The organism is Pseudomonas sp. 09C 129 (assembly GCF_002843625.1).
GTDB classification, from domain to species: Bacteria; Pseudomonadota; Gammaproteobacteria; order Pseudomonadales; family Pseudomonadaceae; genus Aquipseudomonas; species Aquipseudomonas chlororaphis.
Map to the genome: position 1 here is coordinate 2,569,648 of NZ_CP025261.1, position 18,957 is coordinate 2,588,604.

The window sequence follows — 18,957 nt, forward strand, 5'->3', positions numbered from 1 at the left end:
CGCTCACGTTCGCTGGCGTTATGAGTTTTGCTTATGTCGTTGCACTCGGTACGCCCGAAAATCCTGGGCTTCATCAGCGAAGACGTGTCGGCCTGGCTGGTCGCGTTAGTGGTATTGCTGTTTGGCTGTGTATTGACCGGGCTGCTGGCCTGGTCGACCCTCAATCTGTATCAGCAGCAGTTGCGCCAACGCTTCCAGCTGCTGGCCAGCGAACGTTATAGCCGCATCGAAGAGCGCTTCGAAGATCAGGAGCAGCGCCTGGATGGTCTCAAGCGCTTCTTCATCAATTCCGGCGCGGTCTCGCGCCAGGATTTCGACGGCTACACCCAACCGCTCTTGCATCGTACCCAGGCCTACGCCTGGGCGCCGCGCGTCAGCGGTGCCGAGCGTGCGCTGTTCGAGCGCATGGCGCAGGAACAGGGGGCGCCGGATTATTTCATTGCCGACCTGAATGCCGAAGGCAAGCTGCAGCGAGCCGCCGAGCGCGATGAGTACATACCGGTGCTCTACAGCCAGACCCAAAGCCCGCTGGGCTCGCCCCTGGGGTTCGACCTGCTGGCCCAGCCAATGCGTCGCGACACCCTCGAACGGGCGCGGCGGCGTGGCGGCGTGGCGGTTTCGCAGCCGGTGCGCTTGGTCGGAGTCGAGCCTTCCTACGCGCGCGGCATCATCCTGGCGACTCCCGTTAGCCTGCGTGCCGATGTGGCCATGTCGCCCCCCGAGCCTTACGGTTATGTGATCGCGGTGATCAGCATGCGTCAGCTGGTGGTCGATGGTCTGCCCGAGCAGAGTCAGGACAACCTGTTCGTGCAGATCATCGACCTGTCGACCGCCGAGTCGTACGGCAAACTCTATGAATCGAGCAACGGCCCGGGGGACAGCCCACTGGCGGTGAGCCGGGTGCTGAGCCTGGCCGACCATGATTACCAGGTGAACATCCGCCCCAGCGCGGTGTTCCTCCAGGCCAACCATTCTTCGGTGTCCAGCCAGGTGGTCCTGGGCACGCTGCTGAGCCTGCTGCTCAGTGCCTTGCTGTATGTCCTGGTCAGCCAGCGGCAGCGCGCGCTGCGGTTGGTGGAGCAGCGCACCGGGGAGCTGCGGGCCAGGGAGCAGGAATTGCGCGGCACCCACGGACAGCTGCGCAGCGTGCTCAATGCGGCGACCCAGGTGGCGATCATCGCCACCGACCTGCGGGGCGTGATCAGCACCTTCAATGCCGGCGCCGAACATATGCTCGGCTACAACAGCGCCGAGGTGGTGGGCCACTTGACCCTGGAAAGCCTGCACCTGCCCGCGGAGCTGAATGCGCGCGCGCAAGCCCTGAGCCAGCGTTACGGCCGGCAGATCCCGATGTGCCAGGCGATGCTGGTGGACGGTTCCGAAGAGCGGGGCGAGGCAACCCGCGAGTGGACCCTGATGCGCCGCGATGGCAGCCATCTGGTGGTGAATATGCTGGCCACCCCGGTCCTGGACGATCACGGTTTATGGGTCGGGCACCTGGCGATTTGTATCGACATCACCGAACGCAAGCGGGTCCACGAGGCGCTGGCGGCCCGCGATCGCCTGCTGAAGAAACTCAGCGCCCATGTACCGGGCGCCATCTATCAGTTCCAGGTGGATGCCGAAGGCCATTCCAGCTTCAGCTACGTCAGTGACGGCATCCGCGATATCTACGAGATCGATCCACAGCAGTTGCAGCGCGATGCCAACCCGGTGTTCGAGCGTATTCATCCGGACGATGCGGCCCGGGTGCGCGGCTCGATCTGGACCTCGGCGAAAAAACTCAGCCCCTGGCGCGAGGAATATCGGGTGCAGTTGCCACAGCGCGGCCTGCGCTGGATACGCGGTGAAGCGACCCCGGAAAAGCTGGCAGGGGGCGGGGTGCTGTGGCATGGCTATCTGTCGGACATCTCCGACCTCAAGCGGGTCGAGGAAGAGTTGCGGGCCCTGTCGGTCACCGACTCGCTGACCGGTATCCACAACCGCCGCTATTTCCAGGAGCGCCTGCAGACGGAAATGGCGCGGGTCGAGCGCGGGGTGGGCAGCCTGGCGGTGATCATGCTGGATATCGACCACTTCAAGCGGATCAACGACCAGTACGGGCATGCCATCGGCGACATGGTGCTGCGCGGCGTCTGTGAGCGCATCGGCCTTCGTCTGCGGCGCACGGATGTGTTTTGCCGGCTGGGCGGCGAAGAGTTCATGGTGCTGTGCCCGGACACCGATGGCCAGCAAGCCTATGTCCTGGCCGAGGAGCTGTGGCGCGGGCTGCGCAGCTCGCCGATCGATGGCGTGGGCATTGTCACGGCCAGTTTCGGCATCGCCAGCTGGCGGGAGCACGAAGGGGCCGACGGGCTGTTGCTGCGGGCGGATTCCGGGGTCTATGCGGCCAAGCAGGCTGGGCGCGACCGGGTCGAGGCCGAGATGGGGTAGGCAGGGACGCGGAAGTGGGGTGACGCGAGGTTGCCCTCGCGCCACCTGAGTGACGGCTTACAGGGTCGAAGCGGTGTCTGCCAGTTTCGGCTGGCGGTACAGATCCAGCAGCACTTGATCGAGCACCGAGGACGCGCCCCAGGGCTTCGGATCGTTGAGAATCGCTACCACGGCCCAGGTGTTGCCGTTGCTGTCGCGGCTGTAGCCGGCGATGGCGCGGACGGTGTTCAGGGTCCCGGTCTTCACGTGGGCTTCACCGGACATCGCGGTGCGCTTCAGGCGCTTGCGCATGGTGCCGTCCATGCCGGCGATCGGCATCGAACTGATGAACTCCGCCGAGTACGGGCTTCTCCAGGCCGCTTGCAGCATGGAGGCCATTTCGCGGGCACTGACCCGTTCGGCACGGGACAGGCCCGAACCGTTCTCCATCACCAGGTGCGGCGCGGTGATGCCTTTCTTCGCCAGCCACTGACGCACCACCCGTTGCGCCGCCTTGGCATCGTCGCCATCGGCTTCGGTGCGGTATTGCGCGCCGAGGCTGAGGAACAGTTGCTGGGCCATGGTGTTGTTACTGTATTTGTTGATGTCGCGGATGATTTCCGCCAGGTCCGGCGAGAAGGCCCGGGCCAGCACCTTGGCGCTGGATGGCACGGCGGCCAGGCGGTCCTTGCCCTGGATGCTGCCGCCCAGTTCCTTCCAGATGGCGCGTACGGCGCCGGCGGTGTAGGTCGCGTGGTCGAGCAGCGACAGGTAGGTCTGCGAACTGCAACCGTCGCCCAGCTGGCCGTTGACGGTCACGGTGACGCTGCCGTCCGCCTGTGGGACCGGGTTGTAGCGCACGTTGCCGGTGCACTGTTTGCCGCCGATGGCCTTGACCTGGTTGTCGATGCGAATGCTGGCAATCGGCGGCTCGACGGAAATCAGCACCTTGCCCGAATCGTTGCGCGCCACGAAGCGCAGGGCCTTGAGGTTGACCAGCAGGGCGTCGGGCTTGACCAGGAATGGCTTGTTCTCGTCGTTACCGTCGTCGTTGAACTGCGGTAGCTGCGGCTGCACGAAGAAGTTGCGGTCCAGCACCAGGTCGCCGGTCACTTGCTGCACGCCGTTGGCCCGCAGGTCGCGCATCAGCAACCAGAGTTTTTCCATATTCAGCTTGGGATCGCCGCCGCCCTTGAGGTACAGGTTGCCATTGAGGATGCCGCCGCTCAGGGTGCCGTCGGTGTAGAACTCGGTTTTCCACTGGTGGGTCGGGCCGAGCATTTCCAGGGCGGCGTAGGTGGTAACCAGTTTCATGGTCGAGGCCGGGTTGACCGACACGTCGGCGTTGTAAACGGTGGCCGTGCCCGGGCCGCTGAGCGGGATCATCACCAGCGACAGGGCGTTGTCTTGCAGTTTGCTGGCCTTGAGGGCCTGTTGGACCTTGGGCGAAAGGGTGGTGTTGACGGGGGCGGCGGAAACGGAAATGGCCAGGGGCAGAAGAAGACCGGCAAGAAAAAGTGGACGCAAAGATTTGATCATGTGAAGTAAAACCCTACAGCCGAGGGGAGAAAAGACGAGGGCATGACGATAAATTCCCTCAGTGGTCACGAAAGTGTCGGCATTATGCCCCAAGGTATAGCGGCTTGTGCCGTGCCGCGGCGGGCTAATGCGCTATTTTTTTCCCAATGGCAGGCCAAGGCCCTCATAGAGTCAGGCAATCGGTTGCTTAAACTGGTAAAGTGCCGCCCGTTATTACTTATGAGGATTGTTCCATGGCCACTAACCGTTCCCGCCGTCTGCGCAAAAAACTGTGCGTAGATGAATTTCAGGAGCTGGGTTTTGAGCTGAACCTGGATTTCAAAGAAGATCTGGCCGAAGAGGCTATTGACGCTTTCCTCGACGCGTTCCTGAAAGAAGCGATGGAAGCCAACGGCCTCGGCTATGTTGGTGGCGATGACTTCGGCCTGGTTTGCCTGAGCAAACGCGGTTCGGTCAGCGAAGAGCAACGTGCCAAGGTCGAAGCCTGGCTCAAGGCCCGCACCGAGCTGACCAGCGTTGAAGTCAGCCCGCTGCTGGACGTCTGGTACCCGGAAAACTCGATCAATCCGGTAGCCTGATGTGCTGAGTCGGTGGCCCGCCCGGGTCGCCGACTCACGGCTGTCGCTGTACAGCCTTCTCTATTTATTTCCCCCGCAGAACCTTTATATGCCTCGGGCCTGTTTTCCGGGATTTCGCGTGGGCGGATTGTAGCCGCTGCCGCAGGCTGCGATAAGCCCGAAGGGCTTCAGCGATCGTGAGACCTTGCGCGCCCTTCGGTCGCGATCGCAGCCTGCGGCAGCGGCTACAGGCTTATTCGTTGTTCCAGTTCAGGATTACCAGGGTCAGCACGCCGGCCACGATTCCCCAGAACGCCGAGCCGACGGAGAACAGGGTCAGGCCCGAGGCCGTCACCATAAAGGTGATCAGCGCCGCCTCGCGTTCCTTCACCTGGCTCATGGCGATACTCAGGCCGTTGATGATCGAGCCGAACAGCGCCAGCGCGGCGATCGACAGCACCAGCTCCTTGGGCAGGGCCGCGAACAGCGCCGCCAGCGTGGCGCCGAAGACCCCGGCGATGCCGTAGAAAATCCCGCACCAGACCGCCGCGGTGTAGCGCTTGTTGCGGTCCTCGTGGGCATGAGGGCCGGTGCAGATCGCCGCGCTGATGGCCGCCAGGTTGATGCCGTGGGAGCCGAACGGCGCCAGCAGCAGGGAGGCGATACCGGTGGTAGTGACCAGTGGCGAGGCCGGGACGTTGTAGCCGTCGGCGCGCAGCACGGCGACCCCGGGCATGTTCTGCGAGGTCATGGCCACCACGAACAGCGGGATGCCGATGCTGATGGTCGCTGCCAGGGAAAAGTGCGGGGTGGTCCACACCGGCGTGGCGACTTCCAGGTGGAATTGGCTGAAGTCCAGCAGGCCCATCACCCCGGCCAATGCAGTGCCGATCAGCAGCGCGGCGAGCACCGCATAGCGTGGCGACAGGCGCTTGACCAGCAGGTAGCTGAAGAACATGCCCAGCACCAGGCCGGTGCGGTGCTGCGCGGCGACGAAGATCTCGCTGCCGATCTTGAACAGGATGCCCGCCAGCAGTGCCGCGGCGAGGGAGGCCGGGATGCGCTTGACCAGGCGTTCGAAGCTGCCGGTCAGGCCGCAGATGGTTACCAGCACCGCGCAGGTGATATAGGCACCGATGGCTTCGCCGTAGCTCACCCCGGACAGGCTGGTGATCAGCAGCGCGGCGCCGGGGGTCGACCAGGCGACGGTGATCGGGGTGCGGTAGCGCAAGGACAGGCCGATGCTGCAGATGGCCATGCCGATGGAGATGGCCCAGATCCACGAGGAAATCTGCCCGCTGGTCAGCCCGGCGGCCTGTCCGGCCTGGAACATTAGCACCAGGGAGCTGGTGTAGCCGGTCATCATGGCGATGAAGCCGGCGACTACGGCCGAGGGCGAAGTATCGGCCAGGGGGCGTAACGGCGCGAGGGAGGCGTCGGACATGGAGCACTGTTCCTTGTTCTGATAAAGATATCTGTCGCCCGAAAGCCCGGCGCAGGGGCGTTGGGTGACGAAAGCAGGGGCCAAGCCTAAACGTAAAAGTAACCGTTCATTGCAATACAGCCAGGGCGGCAAATGGCCGTACAGTCGTTGTGACCGCCTGTGGCCCATACAGTTATTGCGAATGGACCCCATGGGTTGTGTACAATGTGCCATTGTTTTTACGCGATACTTGTCAGCGACCCGCTGTGCCGTATTACAGTCACGGTCAATTCGCCGCAGTTCTCCCGACTCGAGTGCCCATGAACGAACAGTTGCAACCCCTCAAGAAACAACCGCGAGCAGGCAAGGCCGGTCGCAGCGGGACCCAGGACGATATTGTCTACGCGCATATCTTCGAGGCCATCCTCGAACAGCGCCTGGCGCCCGGCACCAAGTTGAGCGAAGAGGCGCTGGGGGAAATTTTCGGGGTCAGCCGTACCATCATTCGTCGTGCGCTGTCGCGCCTGGCCCATGAAGGCGTGGTGCTGCTGCGGCCTAATCGCGGCGCGGTCGTGGCCAGCCCGAGTGTCGAGGAAGCCCGCCAGGTGTTCATGGCGCGCCGGCTGGTGGAGCGGGCGATCACCGAGCTGGCGGTGCAGCACGCCACGGCCGAACAGCTTGCCGAGCTGCGGCAGATGGTCAACGACGAGCGCGACAGTTTTTCCCGCGGCGATCGCGGCGCCGGTATCCGCTTGTCGGGCGAGTTCCACCTCAAACTTGCCGAGGCGGCGAAGAATGCTCCGCTGATCAGCTTCCAGCGCAGCCTGGTGTCGCAGACCTCGCTGATCATCGCCCAGTACGAAAGCGGCAACCGTTCGCACTGTTCCTACGATGAGCACACCCAGTTGATCGACGCCATCGAGGCCCGCGACGCGGAGCTGGCGGTGACCCTGATGATGCATCACATGGATCACATCGACAGCAAGCTCAACCTCGACGAAGAAAGCGCCTCGGACGACCTGCATGCGGTGTTCTCGCACCTGCTGCAAACCAAGAAGCCGGGCCGCTCTCCCGCCAAGCTCTGAGACATTGCCGCGGGCCCTTCGCGGGCAAGCCTCGCGCCTACGGATTGCGACGTTCGCGTAGGAGCGAGGCTTGCCCGCGATGACGGCCTGAAAGGCACAAAAAAATCCCCCGGAATCCAACGATCACGGGGGATTTTTTATGCCTGGAACAACTTAGCGCTGGTGCACCAGATTGCCCGCGGCATAGGTCTGCGCCACGGTGCGGTCATCGCCCAGGGTCATCAGCACGAACAGCGTCTCGGCGATGCTCTTGGATTGTTTCAGGCGATAGCTCAGCAGTGGCGTGGCGTTGTAGTCGAGCACCAGGAAGTCGGCGTCGGTGCCTGGCTGCAGGGTGCCGATCCGCTCTTCCAGGCGCAGTGCGCGCGCGCCGCCGAGGGTGGCCAGGTACAGCGACTTGAACGGACTCAGGCGCGCGCCCTGCAACTGCATGACCTTGTAGGCCTCGTTCAGGGTCTGCAGCAGCGAGAAGCTGGTGCCGCCGCCGACGTCGGTGCCCAGGCCGACATTCAGTTTGTGCTTCTCGGCCATCGGCAGGTTGAACAGGCCGCTGCCGAGGAACAGGTTCGAGGTCGGGCAGAAGGCCACGGCCGAACCGGTCTGCGCCAGGCGCGCGCATTCGTCGTCGCACAGGTGCACGCCGTGGGCGAACACCGAGCGCTCGCCCAGCAACTGGTAGTGGTCGTACACGTCCAGGTAGCCCTTGCGCTCGGGGAACAGCTCCTTGACCCACTCGACTTCCTGCAGGTTCTCGCTGATATGGGTCTGCATGTACAGGTCGGGGTATTCACTGAGCAGTTGCCCGGCCAGGGTCAGTTGTTCCGGGGTGCTGGTCGGGGCGAAACGCGGCGTCACCGCGTAGTGCAGGCGGCCCTTGCCGTGCCAGCGCTCGATCAGCGCCTTGCTTTCCAGGTAGCTGGATTCGGCGGTGTCGGTCAGGTAGTCGGGGGCGTTGCGGTCCATCATCACCTTGCCGGCGATCATCCGCAGGTCGAGCTTCTCGGCCGCTTCGAAAAAGGCATTCACCGATTGCGGATGCACGCTGCCGAAGACCAGGGCGGTGGTGGTGCCGTTGCGCAGCAGTTCCTTGATGAAAATTCCCGCCACTTCTTCGGCATGGGCCTGGTCGGCGAACTGGCTTTCGCAGGGGAAGGTGTAGGTGTTGAGCCAGTCCAGCAACTGCTCGCCATAGGCACCGACCATGCCGGTCTGCGGCAGGTGGATATGGGTGTCGATAAAGCCTGGGGTGATCAGCGCATCCTGGTAGTGAGTGATCTCGATATCGGCGGGCAGGCTGGCGAGCAATTCGCTGGCGTGGCCGAGGGCGCTGATCTGGCCGTTGTCGACCACCAGCAGGCCATCCTCGAAATACTCGTAGGAGGCTTCGATGCCGACCTCGGCGGGGTCGGCGATGCTGTGCAGGATGGCGGCACGGTAGGCTTTGCGAGTCAGAGGCATGAGGCAGTCTCGGTTCGTGGCTTTTTAATGAGTGGCATGGCTGCGGCGCGAGGCCGGCAGTAGCTTGGCAATGGGTTCGGCGCGGGCACTGTGCTGGCCGAAATTGGCGTTATAGGTGGCGATGATTTCGCCGGCGATGGAGATGGCGATTTCCACAGGCAACTTGCCTTTGACTTCGCCGAGCCCCATCGGGCAGCGCATGCGTTGCAGCACGCCGCTGTCGAAGCCGCGCTCGCGCAGGCGGTGTTCGAACTTCACCCGTTTGGTCTTCGAGCCGATCAGGCCGAAGTAGGCGAAGTCGTTGCGCTTGAGGATCGCGGTGGTGAGCTCCAGGTCGAGCTGGTGATTGTGGGTCATGACGATGCAATAGCTGCCAGCAGGCAGGTCATCGATTTCATCGACGGGCTCTTCGCTGACGATCTTGCGCACGCCCTGGGGGATCTGCTCGGGGAATTCCTGTTCCCGCGAGTCGATCCAGCGCACCTTGCACGGCAGGCTGGCCAGCAGCGGCACCAGGGCGCGGCCGACATGGCCGGCGCCGAAGACCGCGATCTGCGCCTGGACCTGGCCCATGGGTTCGAACAGCAACACCGTTACCCCACCGCAGCACTGGCCGAGGCTGGCGCCCAGGCTGAAGCGCTCCAGGTGGGTATCCTGCTTGCCGCTGGCGAGCATCTCGCGGGCGATTTGCATGGCCTTGTATTCCAGGTGGCCGCCGCCGATGGTGTCGAAGCTCTGGGTGGCGCTGATGACCATTTTCGAGCCGGCATTGCGTGGCGTCGAACCCAGCTCTTCGATGATGGTCACCAGCACGCAGGGTTCACCGCGGGTTTGCAGGTCGGCGAGGGCGCTGATCCAGTTGTACATGTTTCACCTCAGCATTCGCTGTTGTCTGTTCGGCCCTCATCGCGGGCAAGCCTCGCTCCTGCAGATCTGCACGGGTCTGTAGGAGCGAGGCTTGCCCGCGATAGGCGCACCTCGTTCTAGAGCGGAGCCAGTTCAGACTCGGCCTCGACGGCCTTCGTCACCTTCAGCTGGCGCATCTGCTCGCAGCCCCACAACACCCGCTCCGGCGTGGCCGGTGCGTCGATCTTCGGCTGGTGCCGGTAATCGCCAAGGCTGGCCACGGCGTCCTTGATCGCGCACCAGGCGGCGATGCCGAGCATGAACGGCGGTTCGCCCACGGCCTTGGAATGGAACACCGTGTCTTCCGGGTTCTTGCGGTTTTCCACCAGCTTGACCCGCAGGTCCAGCGGCATGTCGGCCACTGCCGGAATCTTGTAGCTGGCCGGGCCGTTGGTCATCAGCTTGCCCTTGGCGTTCCACACCAGCTCTTCCATGGTCAGCCAGCCCATGCCCTGGATGAAGCCACCTTCCACCTGGCCGATGTCGATGGCCGGGTTCAGCGAGGCGCCGACGTCATGCAGGATGTCGGTGCGCAGCATCTTGTACTCGCCGGTCAGGGTGTCGACTATCACCTCGGCGCAGGCGGCGCCGTAGGCGTAGTAGTAGAACGGCCGGCCACGGGCCTGGGCACGGTCGTAGTAGATTTTCGGGGTCTTGTAGAAGCCGGTGCTGGACAGCGAGACCTGGGCGAAATAGGCCTGCTGGATCAGCTCCTCGAAACTCAGGATCTGGTCGCGGACCCGCACATGGCCGTTGTGGAACTCCACATCTTCCTCGCTGACCTTGTACTGTCGGGCGGCAAACTCCACCAGGCGTTTCTTGATGATTTCCGCTGCGTTCTGCGCCGCCTTGCCGTTCAGGTCGGCACCGCTGGAGGCGGCGGTCGGCGAGGTGTTGGGCACCTTGTCGGTGTTGGTCGCGGTGATCTGCACCCGGTCGATCTCCACCTGGAACACCTCGGCCACCACCTGCGCCACCTTGGTGTTCAGGCCCTGGCCCATTTCCGTGCCGCCGTGGTTGAGGTGGATGCTGCCGTCGGTATAGACGTGCACCAGCGCGCCGGCCTGGTTGAGGAAGCTGGCGGTGAAGGAAATGCCGAATTTCACCGGGGTCAGCGCCAGACCCTTTTTCAGGATCGGGCTGCCGGCGTTGTAGCGGCGGATCGCTTCGCGGCGCTCGGCGTACTGGCTGCTGGCTTCCAGTTCTGCGGTCATTTCTTCGAGCATGTTGTGCTCGACGGTCTGGTAGTAGTGGGTGACGTTGCGTTCGGTCTTGCCGTAGTAGTTGGCTTTGCGCACGGCCAGCGGGTCGAGGGCGAGATGGCGGGCGATGGCGTCCATCACTTCCTCGATGGCGACCATGCCTTGCGGGCCGCCGAAACCACGGTAGGCGGTGTTCGACGCGGTGTTGGTCTTGCAGCGATGGCCGTTGATGGTGGCGTCGCCCAGGTAGTACGAGTTGTCGGCGTGGAACATCGCCCGGTCGACGATCGAGGCCGACAGGTCCGGCGAGCAACCGCAGTTGCCGGCCAGCTCCAGCTGGATGCCATGCAGGCGCCCGGTGCTGTCGAAGCCGACGTCGTACTCGATATAGAAGGGGTGGCGCTTGCCGGTCATCAGCATGTCTTCGACCCGTGGCAGGCGCATCTTGGTTGGCTGGCCGGTGAGGTGCGCGATCACCGCGCACAGGCATGCCGGGCTGGCGGCCTGGGTTTCCTTGCCGCCGAAACCACCGCCCATGCGGCGCATGTCGACCACGATCTTGTTCATCGACACGTCCAGCACCTCGGCCACCAGCTTCTGCACCTCGGTGGGGTTCTGGGTCGAGCAGTAGACGATCATGCCGCCGTCTTCGGTGGGCATCACCGAGGAAATCTGGGTCTCCAGGTAGAAGTGTTCCTGGCCGCCGATGTGCAGCGTGCCCTGCAGGCGATGCTCGGCGCTGGCCAAGGCTTTGGCCGAGTCGCCGCGCTGGTGGGTGTGGCTGTCGAGGACGAAGTGACGTTTGCGCAGGGCTTCGACCACGTCCAGGACCGGCTCCAGGTCCTCGTATTCGATGACCGCGGCCATGGCCGCCTGGCGCGCGGTCTCCAGGTCGCGGGCGGCCACGGCCAGCACCGGCTGACCGACGAACTGCACGTCGTCGATGGCCAGCAGCGGGTCGCCGGGCAGCAGCGGGCCGATGTCTTTCAGCCCCGGAATGTCCTTGTGGGTGATGACGATACGCACGCCTTCGAAGGCGTAGCAGGGCGCGGTGTCGATGCTGAGGATCTTGGCGTGGGCACGGTCCGAGAGGCGCGCATACACATGCAGCTGGTTGGGGAATTCCAGCCGGTCATCGATATACACCGCTTCGCCGGATACATGCTTGGCGGCACTGTCGTGCTTGACGCTGCGCCCGACGCCGGTGGCCAGGTCCTGTTGAAACAGGGCGCTCAGTTCGGCTTGAGTCTTCTCGACTTTGTGATGATTAGACATAAGCGGTCACCCGGGTTTCGATGTGCGGTGTTTGCAGTTCGATAAAGTATTTGCGCAGCAGGTTCTGGGCGCTGAGCAGGCGGTATTCCTTGCTGGCGCGGAAGTCCGAAAGCGGGGTGAAGTCTTCGCCCAGGGCGGCGCAGGCACGTTCGACGGTGGTCTCGCTCCACGGGGCGCCGAGCAGCGCGGCCTCACAGTGCTTGGCGCGTTTCGGGGTGGCGGCCATGCCACCGAAGGCCACGCGGGCGTCGGCGATCACGCCATTCTCGATACGCAGGTTGAAGGCCGCGCAGACCGCGGAAATATCGTCGTCCAGGCGCTTGGACACTTTGTAGGCGCGGAACAGCTGCTGGGCGCTGGCCCGTGGCACGATGATCTTCTCGATGAACTCGCTTTCCTGGCGCGCGGTGACGCGGTAGTCGATGAAATAGTCTTCCAGGGCCAGGGAGCGGCGGGTGTTGCCCTTGCACAGGACGATCTGCGCGCCCAGGGCGATCAGCAAGGGCGGTGAGTCGCCGATGGGCGAAGCGTTGCCGATGTTGCCGCCCAGGGTGCCCTGGTTGCGGATCTGCAACGAGGCGAAGCGTTGCAGCAGTTCACCGAAGTCCGGGTATTCGGCCTTGAGGGCGTCGTAGCAGTCGGAGAGGGCGGTGGCGGCGCCGATTTCCAGGCGGTCGTCGAAGCGCTCGACGCGTTTCATTTCGGCGACGTTGCCGACGTAGATCATCACCGGCAGCGGACGGTGGAACTGGGTGACTTCCAGCGCCAGGTCTGTGCCGCCAGCCAGCAGCCGGGCTTGCGGGTAGGCGTCATACAGGTCGGCCAGGTCGGATACGGTCAGCGGTACCAGGCAGCGCTTGTCGCCGCTGTTCAGTTCGCCGGTGTCGCTGGGGGCGATGGCTTTCAGGCGGGCGATGGTCTCGGCTTCGCGGGCGTCGAACTGGTCCGGCTGCTTGCCGCAGCAGGCCTGCTCGGCGGCGGCGAGGATCGGGCGGTAGCCGGTGCAGCGACACAGGTTGCCGGCCAGGGCTTCGTGGGCCTTGTGCGCGTCGGGTTGTTCGGAGTTCTTCTGCAGGGCGAACAGCGACATGACGAAGCCCGGCGTGCAGAAGCCGCACTGCGAGCCGTGGCATTCGACCATGGCCTTCTGCACGCTGTGCAACTGGCCCTGGTGCTTGAGGTCTTCGACGCTGATCAGCTGTTTGCCGTGCAGCGACGAGACGAAGGTCAGGCACGAGTTGAGGCTGCGATAACGGATGTGCTCCGCGCCCGTGTCGTCGGTCTGCAATTCGCCGACCACCACGGTGCAGGCGCCACAGTCGCCACTGGCGCAGCCTTCCTTGGTGCCGGGCTTGCCCAGATGCTCGCGCAGATAATTGAGCACCGTCAGATTCGGGTCCAGGGTGTGCTCGCTACGGAGTTCCTGGTTGAGTAAAAACTGGATCACGGAAGGCCTCGCAGACTCATTATTGTTGTTAACCGACTGGGGCCGAATTTAGTCATGTCTGACTTTTCGGTCAATGATTTTCTGACTTAAAGGTCAGGAAATCATTTTTTGCCGATCAACATGCGCTTTCAAACAGTATTGACCCTCCCGGGCCGCAGTGCTTTTTGCTTATTCCGTGCCAAATTCAGGCCCTTGGGCACTCCGCCATGAGGTAGCAATTGCGCTACACTGCGCCGCTTGTACCGATCTGAGAGTTTGAAGGAAAACCATGACGTTCAAGGCGCCGGACAGCCTCGCCGAGCAAATCGCTCACCACCTCGCCGAACGCATCATTCGCGGCGAGCTCAAGCCTGGGGAGCGCATTCAGGAACAGAAGGTCACGCTGGCCCTCAACGTCAGCCGCGGCTCGGTCCGCGAGGCCCTGCTGATCCTCGAACGCCGTCACCTGATCGCCATCCTGCCGCGTCGTGGCGCCCATGTGACCGAACTCACCCCGCACAAGGTGCGGAGCCTGTGCACCCTGATGAGCGAGCTGTACATCCTGCTGGGCAACTCGGTGGCCAATGGCTGGGAACTGCAGGCCGACATGGCGCCGTTCCTGCAGATCCAGCAGCGATTGATCGCCGCCTACGAGCGCCAGGACATCCGCAGTTTCGTCGAAGACAGCTTCAATGTGATGCGCGCCGCCTACCCGTTCGCCGACAACCCGTATCTGCAGGAAACCGTCGAGAACCTGCAGCCGGCGATGAGCCGTGCCTATTTCCTGGCCCTGGAGCAGCGCAAGGCGGAAATGAGCGAATTCCTCGACCTGTTCGAGCAACTGCTGGCCGCCGTGCTGGCCCGTGACCTGCCGACGATCCGCCTGGTGCTGACGGCCTATGCCCGGCGCAGTTGCGATCTGGTAGTCGCCGCCTTGACGGTTGCCTGAGCGTGCGGCTCAAGTGCATCAAGCTGGCGGGGTTCAAGTCCTTCGTCGACCCGACCACGGTGAACTTCCCCAGTAACATGGCGGCGGTGGTCGGGCCCAATGGTTGCGGCAAGTCGAACATCATCGACGCCGTGCGCTGGGTCATGGGCGAGAGCTCGGCCAAGAACCTGCGCGGCGAGTCGATGACCGACGTCATCTTCAACGGTTCCACCAGCCGCAAGCCGGTGAGCCAGGCCAGCATCGAGCTGGTCTTCGACAACTCCGACGGTACCCTGGTCGGCGAGTACGCGGCCTACGCGGAAATCTCCATCCGCCGCAAGGTCACCCGCGACAGCCAGAACAGCTATTTCCTCAACGGCGCCAAGTGCCGCCGTCGCGACATTACCGACATTTTCCTCGGCACCGGCCTGGGGCCACGCAGCTACTCGATCATCGAGCAGGGCATGATCTCCAAGCTGATCGAAGCCAAGCCGGAAGACCTGCGCAATTTCATCGAAGAAGCCGCCGGGATTTCCAAGTACAAGGAGCGCCGCCGGGAAACCGAAAACCGCATCCGCCGTACCCACGAAAACCTGGCGCGCCTGACCGACCTGCGCGAGGAGCTGGAGCGCCAGCTCGAACGCCTGCACCGCCAGGCCCAGGCGGCCGAGAAGTACCAGGAATACAAAGCCGAGGAGCGTCAGCTCAAGGCTCAGTTGTCGGCGTTGCGCTGGCAGGCGTTGAACGATCAGGTCGGCCAGCGTGAGTCGATCATCGGCAACCAGGAAGTCGGCTTTGAAGCCCTGGTGGCGGAGCAACGCAATGCCGACGCCGCCATCGAGCGCCTGCGTGACGGTCACCATGAGCTGTCCGAGCGCTTCAATCTGGTACAGGGGCGCTTCTATTCGGTCGGTGGCGATATCGCCCGGGTCGAGCAGAGCATCCAGCACGGCCAGCAGCGTTTGCGCCAGCTGCAGGATGACTTGCGCGAAGCCGAGCGTGCACGCCAGGAGACCGAATCCCACCTGGGCCACGACCGCACCTTGCTCGCCACCCTCGGTGAAGAGCTGGAAATGCTCGAGCCCGAGCAGGAAGTCACCAGCGCCGCCGCCGAAGAGGCCGCCGCGGCCCTGGAAGAAGCCGAAACCACCATGCACGGCTGGCAGGAGCAGTGGGACGGTTTCAACCTCAAATCCGCCGAACCGCGACGCCAGGCCGAGGTGCAGCAGTCGCGTATCCAGCAGCTCGAAGGCAGCATGGAACGCCTGGGCGAGCGCCAGCGGCGCCTGGTGGAGGAGCGTGCATTGCTCGCCGCCGACCCGGAAGACGCGGCGATCCTCGAACTCAATGAACAACTCGCGGCCAGCGAGGCGACCCTGGAAGATTTGCAGGCCAGCGAAGACGCTCAAGTCGAGCGCCTGGAGCAACTGCGCCAGGAGCTGCATCAGGCGACCCAGGCCCAGCAGCAGGCCCAGGGCGAGTTGCAGCGCCTCAATGGGCGCCTGGCCTCGCTGGAGGCTTTGCAGCAGGCAGCGCTCAATCCGGGGACCGGCGCGGCGCAATGGCTGCAGGAGCAACAGTTGGCCGAGCGTCCGCGGCTGGCCGAAGGCTTGAAGGTCGAGGCCGGTTGGGAGCTGGCGGTGGAAACCGTGCTCGGCGCCGACCTGCAAGCGGTACTGGTCGACGATTTTGCCGGCTTCGACCTGGCCGGCTTCGAGCAGGGCGACCTGCGCCTGCTCCAGCTGGCGGGCGAGGGGGCGCGGATGCCGGGCAGCCTGCTGGACAAGGTCGATGCCCAGGTCGATCTGGCGCCCTGGCTGGGCCAGGTCAAGCCGGTGGAAAGCCTTGAACAGGCCTTGGCCCTGCGTGGCCAACTGGCGGCCGGTGAGAGCCTGATCAGCCGTGACGGGTTCTGGGTCGGCCGGCATTTTCTGCGAGTGCGCCGCGCCAGCGAAGCGGAAAGCGGCATGCTCGCGCGCAACCAGGAAATCGAACAACTGAGCCTGGAGCGCGACGAGCGCGAAGCCAGCGTGGAAGACCTGGAAACCCGGTTGCAGAACCTGCGTGCGCAACAGCGCCAGCAAGAGAACGGTCGCGAACACCTGCGCCGTCTGTTGCAGGACGAAGCCCGTCAGCAGGGTGAATTGAAAGCCAGGCTTTCCGCCGGCAAGGCCAAGGCCGAGCAGTTGGCCCTGCGCCGTACCCGCCTGGATGAAGAAGTGGCGGAGCTGGGCGAGCAGCGCGCGGTGGAACACGAGCAAGTGGGCGAAGCCCGTCTGCAGTTGCAGGAAGCCCTCGACAGCATGGCCCTGGACACCGAGCAGCGCGAATTGCTGCTGGCCCAGCGCGACAGTTTGCGCGAGCGCCTGGACCGGGTGCGCCAGGAGGCGCGCCAGCACAAGGATCACGCTCATCAGTTGGCGGTGCGCCTGGGGTCGCTCAAGGCCCAGCACGATTCCACCCGCCAGGCCCTGGAGCGCCTGGAGCTGCAATCGGAACGCCTGACAGAGAAGCGCGAACAGCTCAGCCTGAACCTGGAGGAGGGTGCCGCGCCGTTGGAAGAGCTGCGCCTGAAGCTCGAGGAGTTGCTGGAAAAACGCATGACTGTCGACGTCGAGCTCAAGAGCGCGCAGATCGCCATGGAGGATGCCGACCGCGAATTGCGCGACGCGGAAAAACGTCGGACCCAGGCCGAGCAGCAATCGCAGTTGATCCGTGGCCAGCTCGAACAGCAGCGTATGGAATGGCAGGCCCTGAGCGTGCGTCGCAAGACCTTGCAGGACCAGTTGCTGGAAGACGGCTACGACTTGCAGGGCGTGCTCGCCACGCTGACCGCGCAGGCCAGCGAGAAAGAGGCCGAGGAAGAACTCGAGCGGATTGCCGCGCGCATTCAGCGCCTGGGGGCGATCAACCTCGCGGCCATCGATGAGTACCAGCAGCAGTCCGAGCGCAAACGTTATCTGGACGCCCAGGACGCCGATCTGGTGGAAGCCCTGGAAACCCTGGAAAACGTGATTCGCAAGATCGACAAGGAAACCCGTAATCGTTTCAAGGATACCTTTGATCAGATTAACGGCGGTTTACAGGCGCTCTTTCCAAAAGTTTTCGGTGGCGGCAGCGCTTATTTGGAACTGACGGGCGAAGATCTACTCGATACAGGGGTAACGATCATGGCGCGTCCGCCAGGGAAGAAGAACAGCACCATTCATTTGTTGTCCGGTGGTGAGAAAGCATTGACGGCCCTGGCGCTGGTATTTGCCATCTTCAAGTTGAACCCGGCGCCGTTCTGCATGCTCGACGAAGTTGACGCCCCGCTGGATGACGCTAACGTTGGACGCTACGCAAGGCTGGTTAAAGAGATGTCGCAGACGGTGCAGTTCATCTATATCACCCACAACAAGATCGCCATGGAAATGGCCGATCAATTGATGGGCGTGACGATGCACGAACCCGGCTGTTCGCGCCTGGTAGCAGTGGATGTCGAGGAGGCGATGGCGATGGTGGACGCCTGATATCCGGGCGACCACAGCCGGTATGTAAGTGACAAGTAAGAGGTTTTTACCTGTGCCGAGTACTGGCTGATCGACATATTGAATGAAGCCGTTGCGACAGACGGTGTAAAGTTGTCTTTGGTCGTGCTAGTTTAATGTCAATTTTTCCTATACGTGGGCAAAAGGCCAGTCAGAACATAGAGTTGGCGCCACGTTTTAAAGCGGTTTGCAGTTTGCTAAACCTCTTATTTTTCAGCATTTTTCATAGAGGCACGGGATTACATGGAAATCGGTCTGCGCGAGTGGCTGATCGTCATCGGCATCATTGTCATTGCCGGTATTCTTTTTGATGGCTGGCGCCGTATGCGCGGCGGCAAGGGAAAGTTGAAATTCCGTCTGGATCGTAGCCTGTCCAACCTGCCGGACGACGACAGCAGTGCCGAACTGCTGGGCCCGCCCCGCGTGCTGGATACCCATAAGGAACCGCAACTCGACGAGCACGACCTGCCGTCGATGAGCGCGCCGGCGCGCGAACCGCGCGAATCTGGCTCCAAGCGTGGCAAGCGTGCCAGCGAGCCACAGCAGGGCGACCTGAACCTCAACCTGGATCTGGACGGCGGCCCGAGCTTCAGCAGCCGTGACGACGACTTCCCGGATGAAACCAAGGCTTCCGGTTACGCCGACAAGGACCAGCCGCAAGCCGAAGAAGTGCTGGTGATCAGCGTGATCTGCCGTGATGCCGGCGGCTTCAAGGGTCCGGCGCTGTTGCAGAACATCCTGGAAAGCGGCCTGCGTTTTGGCGAGATGGATATTTTCCACCGTCACGAAAGCATGGCTGGCAATGGCGAAGTGCTGTTCTCCATGGCCAACGCGGTCAAGCCGGGCGTATTCGACCTGGACGACATCGACCACTTCAGCACCCCTGCCGTGAGCTTCTTCCTCGGCCTGCCAGGCCCGCGTCATCCGAAGCAGGCTTTCGACGTGATGGTGGCCGCGGCGCGCAAGCTGTCCCAGGAACTGAATGGCGAGCTGAAGGATGACCAGCGCAGCGTGCTGACCGCCCAGACCATCGAGCACTACCGTCAGCGCATCGTCGAATTCGAACGTCGCGCCCTGACCCAGAAGCGCTGAGCGCTTCGCGAGCCAGCCGCTCCGGCATAACCCTTGGCCTGCCGGAGCGGGCTCGCGACAGGGCCGAAGGGCCCACCCAGACAAATATTGAGCAGCCTAGGCTGCTCTTTTGCTTTTTGAGAGA

General features: G+C 63.3%; 12 protein-coding genes. 6 read left to right on the top strand and 6 right to left on the bottom strand.

Translation table 11 applies throughout. The features are described 5' to 3' along the window. Window positions 1-33 precede the first annotated feature (33 nt). Window positions 34-2,433 carry a diguanylate cyclase gene (locus CXQ81_RS11810; RefSeq protein ID WP_101337272.1) on the top strand — a complete coding sequence of 800 codons (2,400 nt, stop codon included), beginning with the start codon at window positions 34-36 and terminating at the stop codon, window positions 2,431-2,433. A 57-nt stretch (window positions 2,434-2,490) separates the two neighbouring features. Here the strand turns inward: CXQ81_RS11810 and dacB are convergent, their stop codons facing one another. Then, window positions 2,491-3,951 carry a D-alanyl-D-alanine carboxypeptidase/D-alanyl-D-alanine-endopeptidase gene (gene dacB / locus CXQ81_RS11815; RefSeq protein WP_007932190.1) on the bottom strand — a complete coding sequence of 487 codons (1,461 nt, stop codon included), beginning with the start codon at window positions 3,949-3,951 and terminating at the stop codon, window positions 2,491-2,493. 233 nt (window positions 3,952-4,184) lie between these two features. On the opposite strand from dacB, the gene CXQ81_RS11820 reads away from it, so the two are divergent. After that, window positions 4,185-4,529, top strand: coding sequence for a YggL family protein (locus CXQ81_RS11820; protein ID WP_007932191.1), 345 nt, complete (start codon window positions 4,185-4,187; stop codon window positions 4,527-4,529). Between the two features lie 232 nt (window positions 4,530-4,761). Here CXQ81_RS11820 and CXQ81_RS11825 read toward each other — a convergent pair whose 3' ends face one another. Next, complete coding sequence (locus tag CXQ81_RS11825; protein ID WP_092418163.1) at window positions 4,762-5,952, bottom strand: benzoate/H(+) symporter BenE family transporter; 1,191 nt, start codon at window positions 5,950-5,952, stop codon at window positions 4,762-4,764. Between the two features lie 299 nt (window positions 5,953-6,251). Here CXQ81_RS11825 and CXQ81_RS11830 point away from each other — a divergent pair, with 299 nt between their 5' ends. After that, complete coding sequence (locus tag CXQ81_RS11830) at window positions 6,252-7,016, top strand: GntR family transcriptional regulator (protein ID WP_007932193.1); 765 nt, start codon at window positions 6,252-6,254, stop codon at window positions 7,014-7,016. Between the two features lie 153 nt (window positions 7,017-7,169). Here CXQ81_RS11830 and guaD read toward each other — a convergent pair whose 3' ends face one another. The 4 genes from guaD to xdhA all read right to left on the bottom strand — a co-directional run bounded on the left by guaD (window position 7,170) and on the right by xdhA (window position 13,304). Next, window positions 7,170-8,474, bottom strand: a complete 1,305-nt coding sequence (guaD, locus tag CXQ81_RS11835; protein ID WP_101337273.1) for a guanine deaminase — start codon at window positions 8,472-8,474, stop codon at window positions 7,170-7,172. Between the two features lie 24 nt (window positions 8,475-8,498). Further along, the gene (xdhC, locus tag CXQ81_RS11840; RefSeq protein WP_101337274.1) at window positions 8,499-9,341 is read right to left on the bottom strand and encodes a xanthine dehydrogenase accessory protein XdhC; all 843 of its coding nucleotides are present in this window, start codon (window positions 9,339-9,341) and stop codon (window positions 8,499-8,501) included. Window positions 9,342-9,457: 116 nt separating this feature from the next. Continuing rightward, window positions 9,458-11,857: a xanthine dehydrogenase molybdopterin binding subunit gene (gene xdhB, locus CXQ81_RS11845; protein ID WP_101337275.1), complete on the bottom strand. Its 2,400-nt coding sequence runs from the start codon at window positions 11,855-11,857 to the stop codon at window positions 9,458-9,460. Next, entirely contained in the window at window positions 11,850-13,304 is a 1,455-nt protein-coding gene (gene xdhA / locus CXQ81_RS11850; protein WP_101337276.1) for a xanthine dehydrogenase small subunit, read from the bottom strand. Before xdhA ends, xdhB begins: the two co-directional genes overlap by 8 nt. A gap of 268 nt (window positions 13,305-13,572) precedes the next feature. Here xdhA and CXQ81_RS11855 point away from each other — a divergent pair, with 268 nt between their 5' ends. The 3 genes from CXQ81_RS11855 to zipA all read left to right on the top strand — a co-directional run bounded on the left by CXQ81_RS11855 (window position 13,573) and on the right by zipA (window position 18,833). After that, entirely contained in the window at window positions 13,573-14,232 is a 660-nt protein-coding gene (locus CXQ81_RS11855) for a GntR family transcriptional regulator (RefSeq protein WP_007922360.1), read from the top strand. Window positions 14,233-14,234: 2 nt separating this feature from the next. Next, window positions 14,235-17,723, top strand: a complete 3,489-nt coding sequence (smc, locus tag CXQ81_RS11860; RefSeq protein WP_101337277.1) for a chromosome segregation protein SMC — start codon at window positions 14,235-14,237, stop codon at window positions 17,721-17,723. Window positions 17,724-17,984: 261 nt separating this feature from the next. Further along, window positions 17,985-18,833, top strand: coding sequence for a cell division protein ZipA (gene zipA / locus CXQ81_RS11865; protein ID WP_007922364.1), 849 nt, complete (start codon window positions 17,985-17,987; stop codon window positions 18,831-18,833). The last annotated feature ends 124 nt before the right edge of the window (window positions 18,834-18,957 follow it).

What these genes read in the sequence shown, in the direction of transcription:
- CXQ81_RS11810 (WP_101337272.1), top strand. Translation starts at nt 34, where the DNA reads ATGTCGTTGCACTCGGTACGCCCGAAAATCCTGGGCTTCATCAGCGAA.
- guaD (WP_101337273.1), bottom strand. Translation starts at nt 8,474, where the DNA reads ATGCCTCTGACTCGCAAAGCCTACCGTGCCGCCATCCTGCACAGCATC.
- CXQ81_RS11820 (WP_007932191.1), top strand. Translation starts at nt 4,185, where the DNA reads ATGGCCACTAACCGTTCCCGCCGTCTGCGCAAAAAACTGTGCGTAGAT.
- xdhC (WP_101337274.1), bottom strand. Translation starts at nt 9,341, where the DNA reads ATGTACAACTGGATCAGCGCCCTCGCCGACCTGCAAACCCGCGGTGAA.
- xdhB (WP_101337275.1), bottom strand. Translation starts at nt 11,857, where the DNA reads ATGTCTAATCATCACAAAGTCGAGAAGACTCAAGCCGAACTGAGCGCC.
- CXQ81_RS11855 (WP_007922360.1), top strand. Translation starts at nt 13,573, where the DNA reads ATGACGTTCAAGGCGCCGGACAGCCTCGCCGAGCAAATCGCTCACCAC.
- CXQ81_RS11830 (WP_007932193.1), top strand. Translation starts at nt 6,252, where the DNA reads ATGAACGAACAGTTGCAACCCCTCAAGAAACAACCGCGAGCAGGCAAG.
- dacB (WP_007932190.1), bottom strand. Translation starts at nt 3,951, where the DNA reads ATGATCAAATCTTTGCGTCCACTTTTTCTTGCCGGTCTTCTTCTGCCC.
- CXQ81_RS11825 (WP_092418163.1), bottom strand. Translation starts at nt 5,952, where the DNA reads ATGTCCGACGCCTCCCTCGCGCCGTTACGCCCCCTGGCCGATACTTCG.
- zipA (WP_007922364.1), top strand. Translation starts at nt 17,985, where the DNA reads ATGGAAATCGGTCTGCGCGAGTGGCTGATCGTCATCGGCATCATTGTC.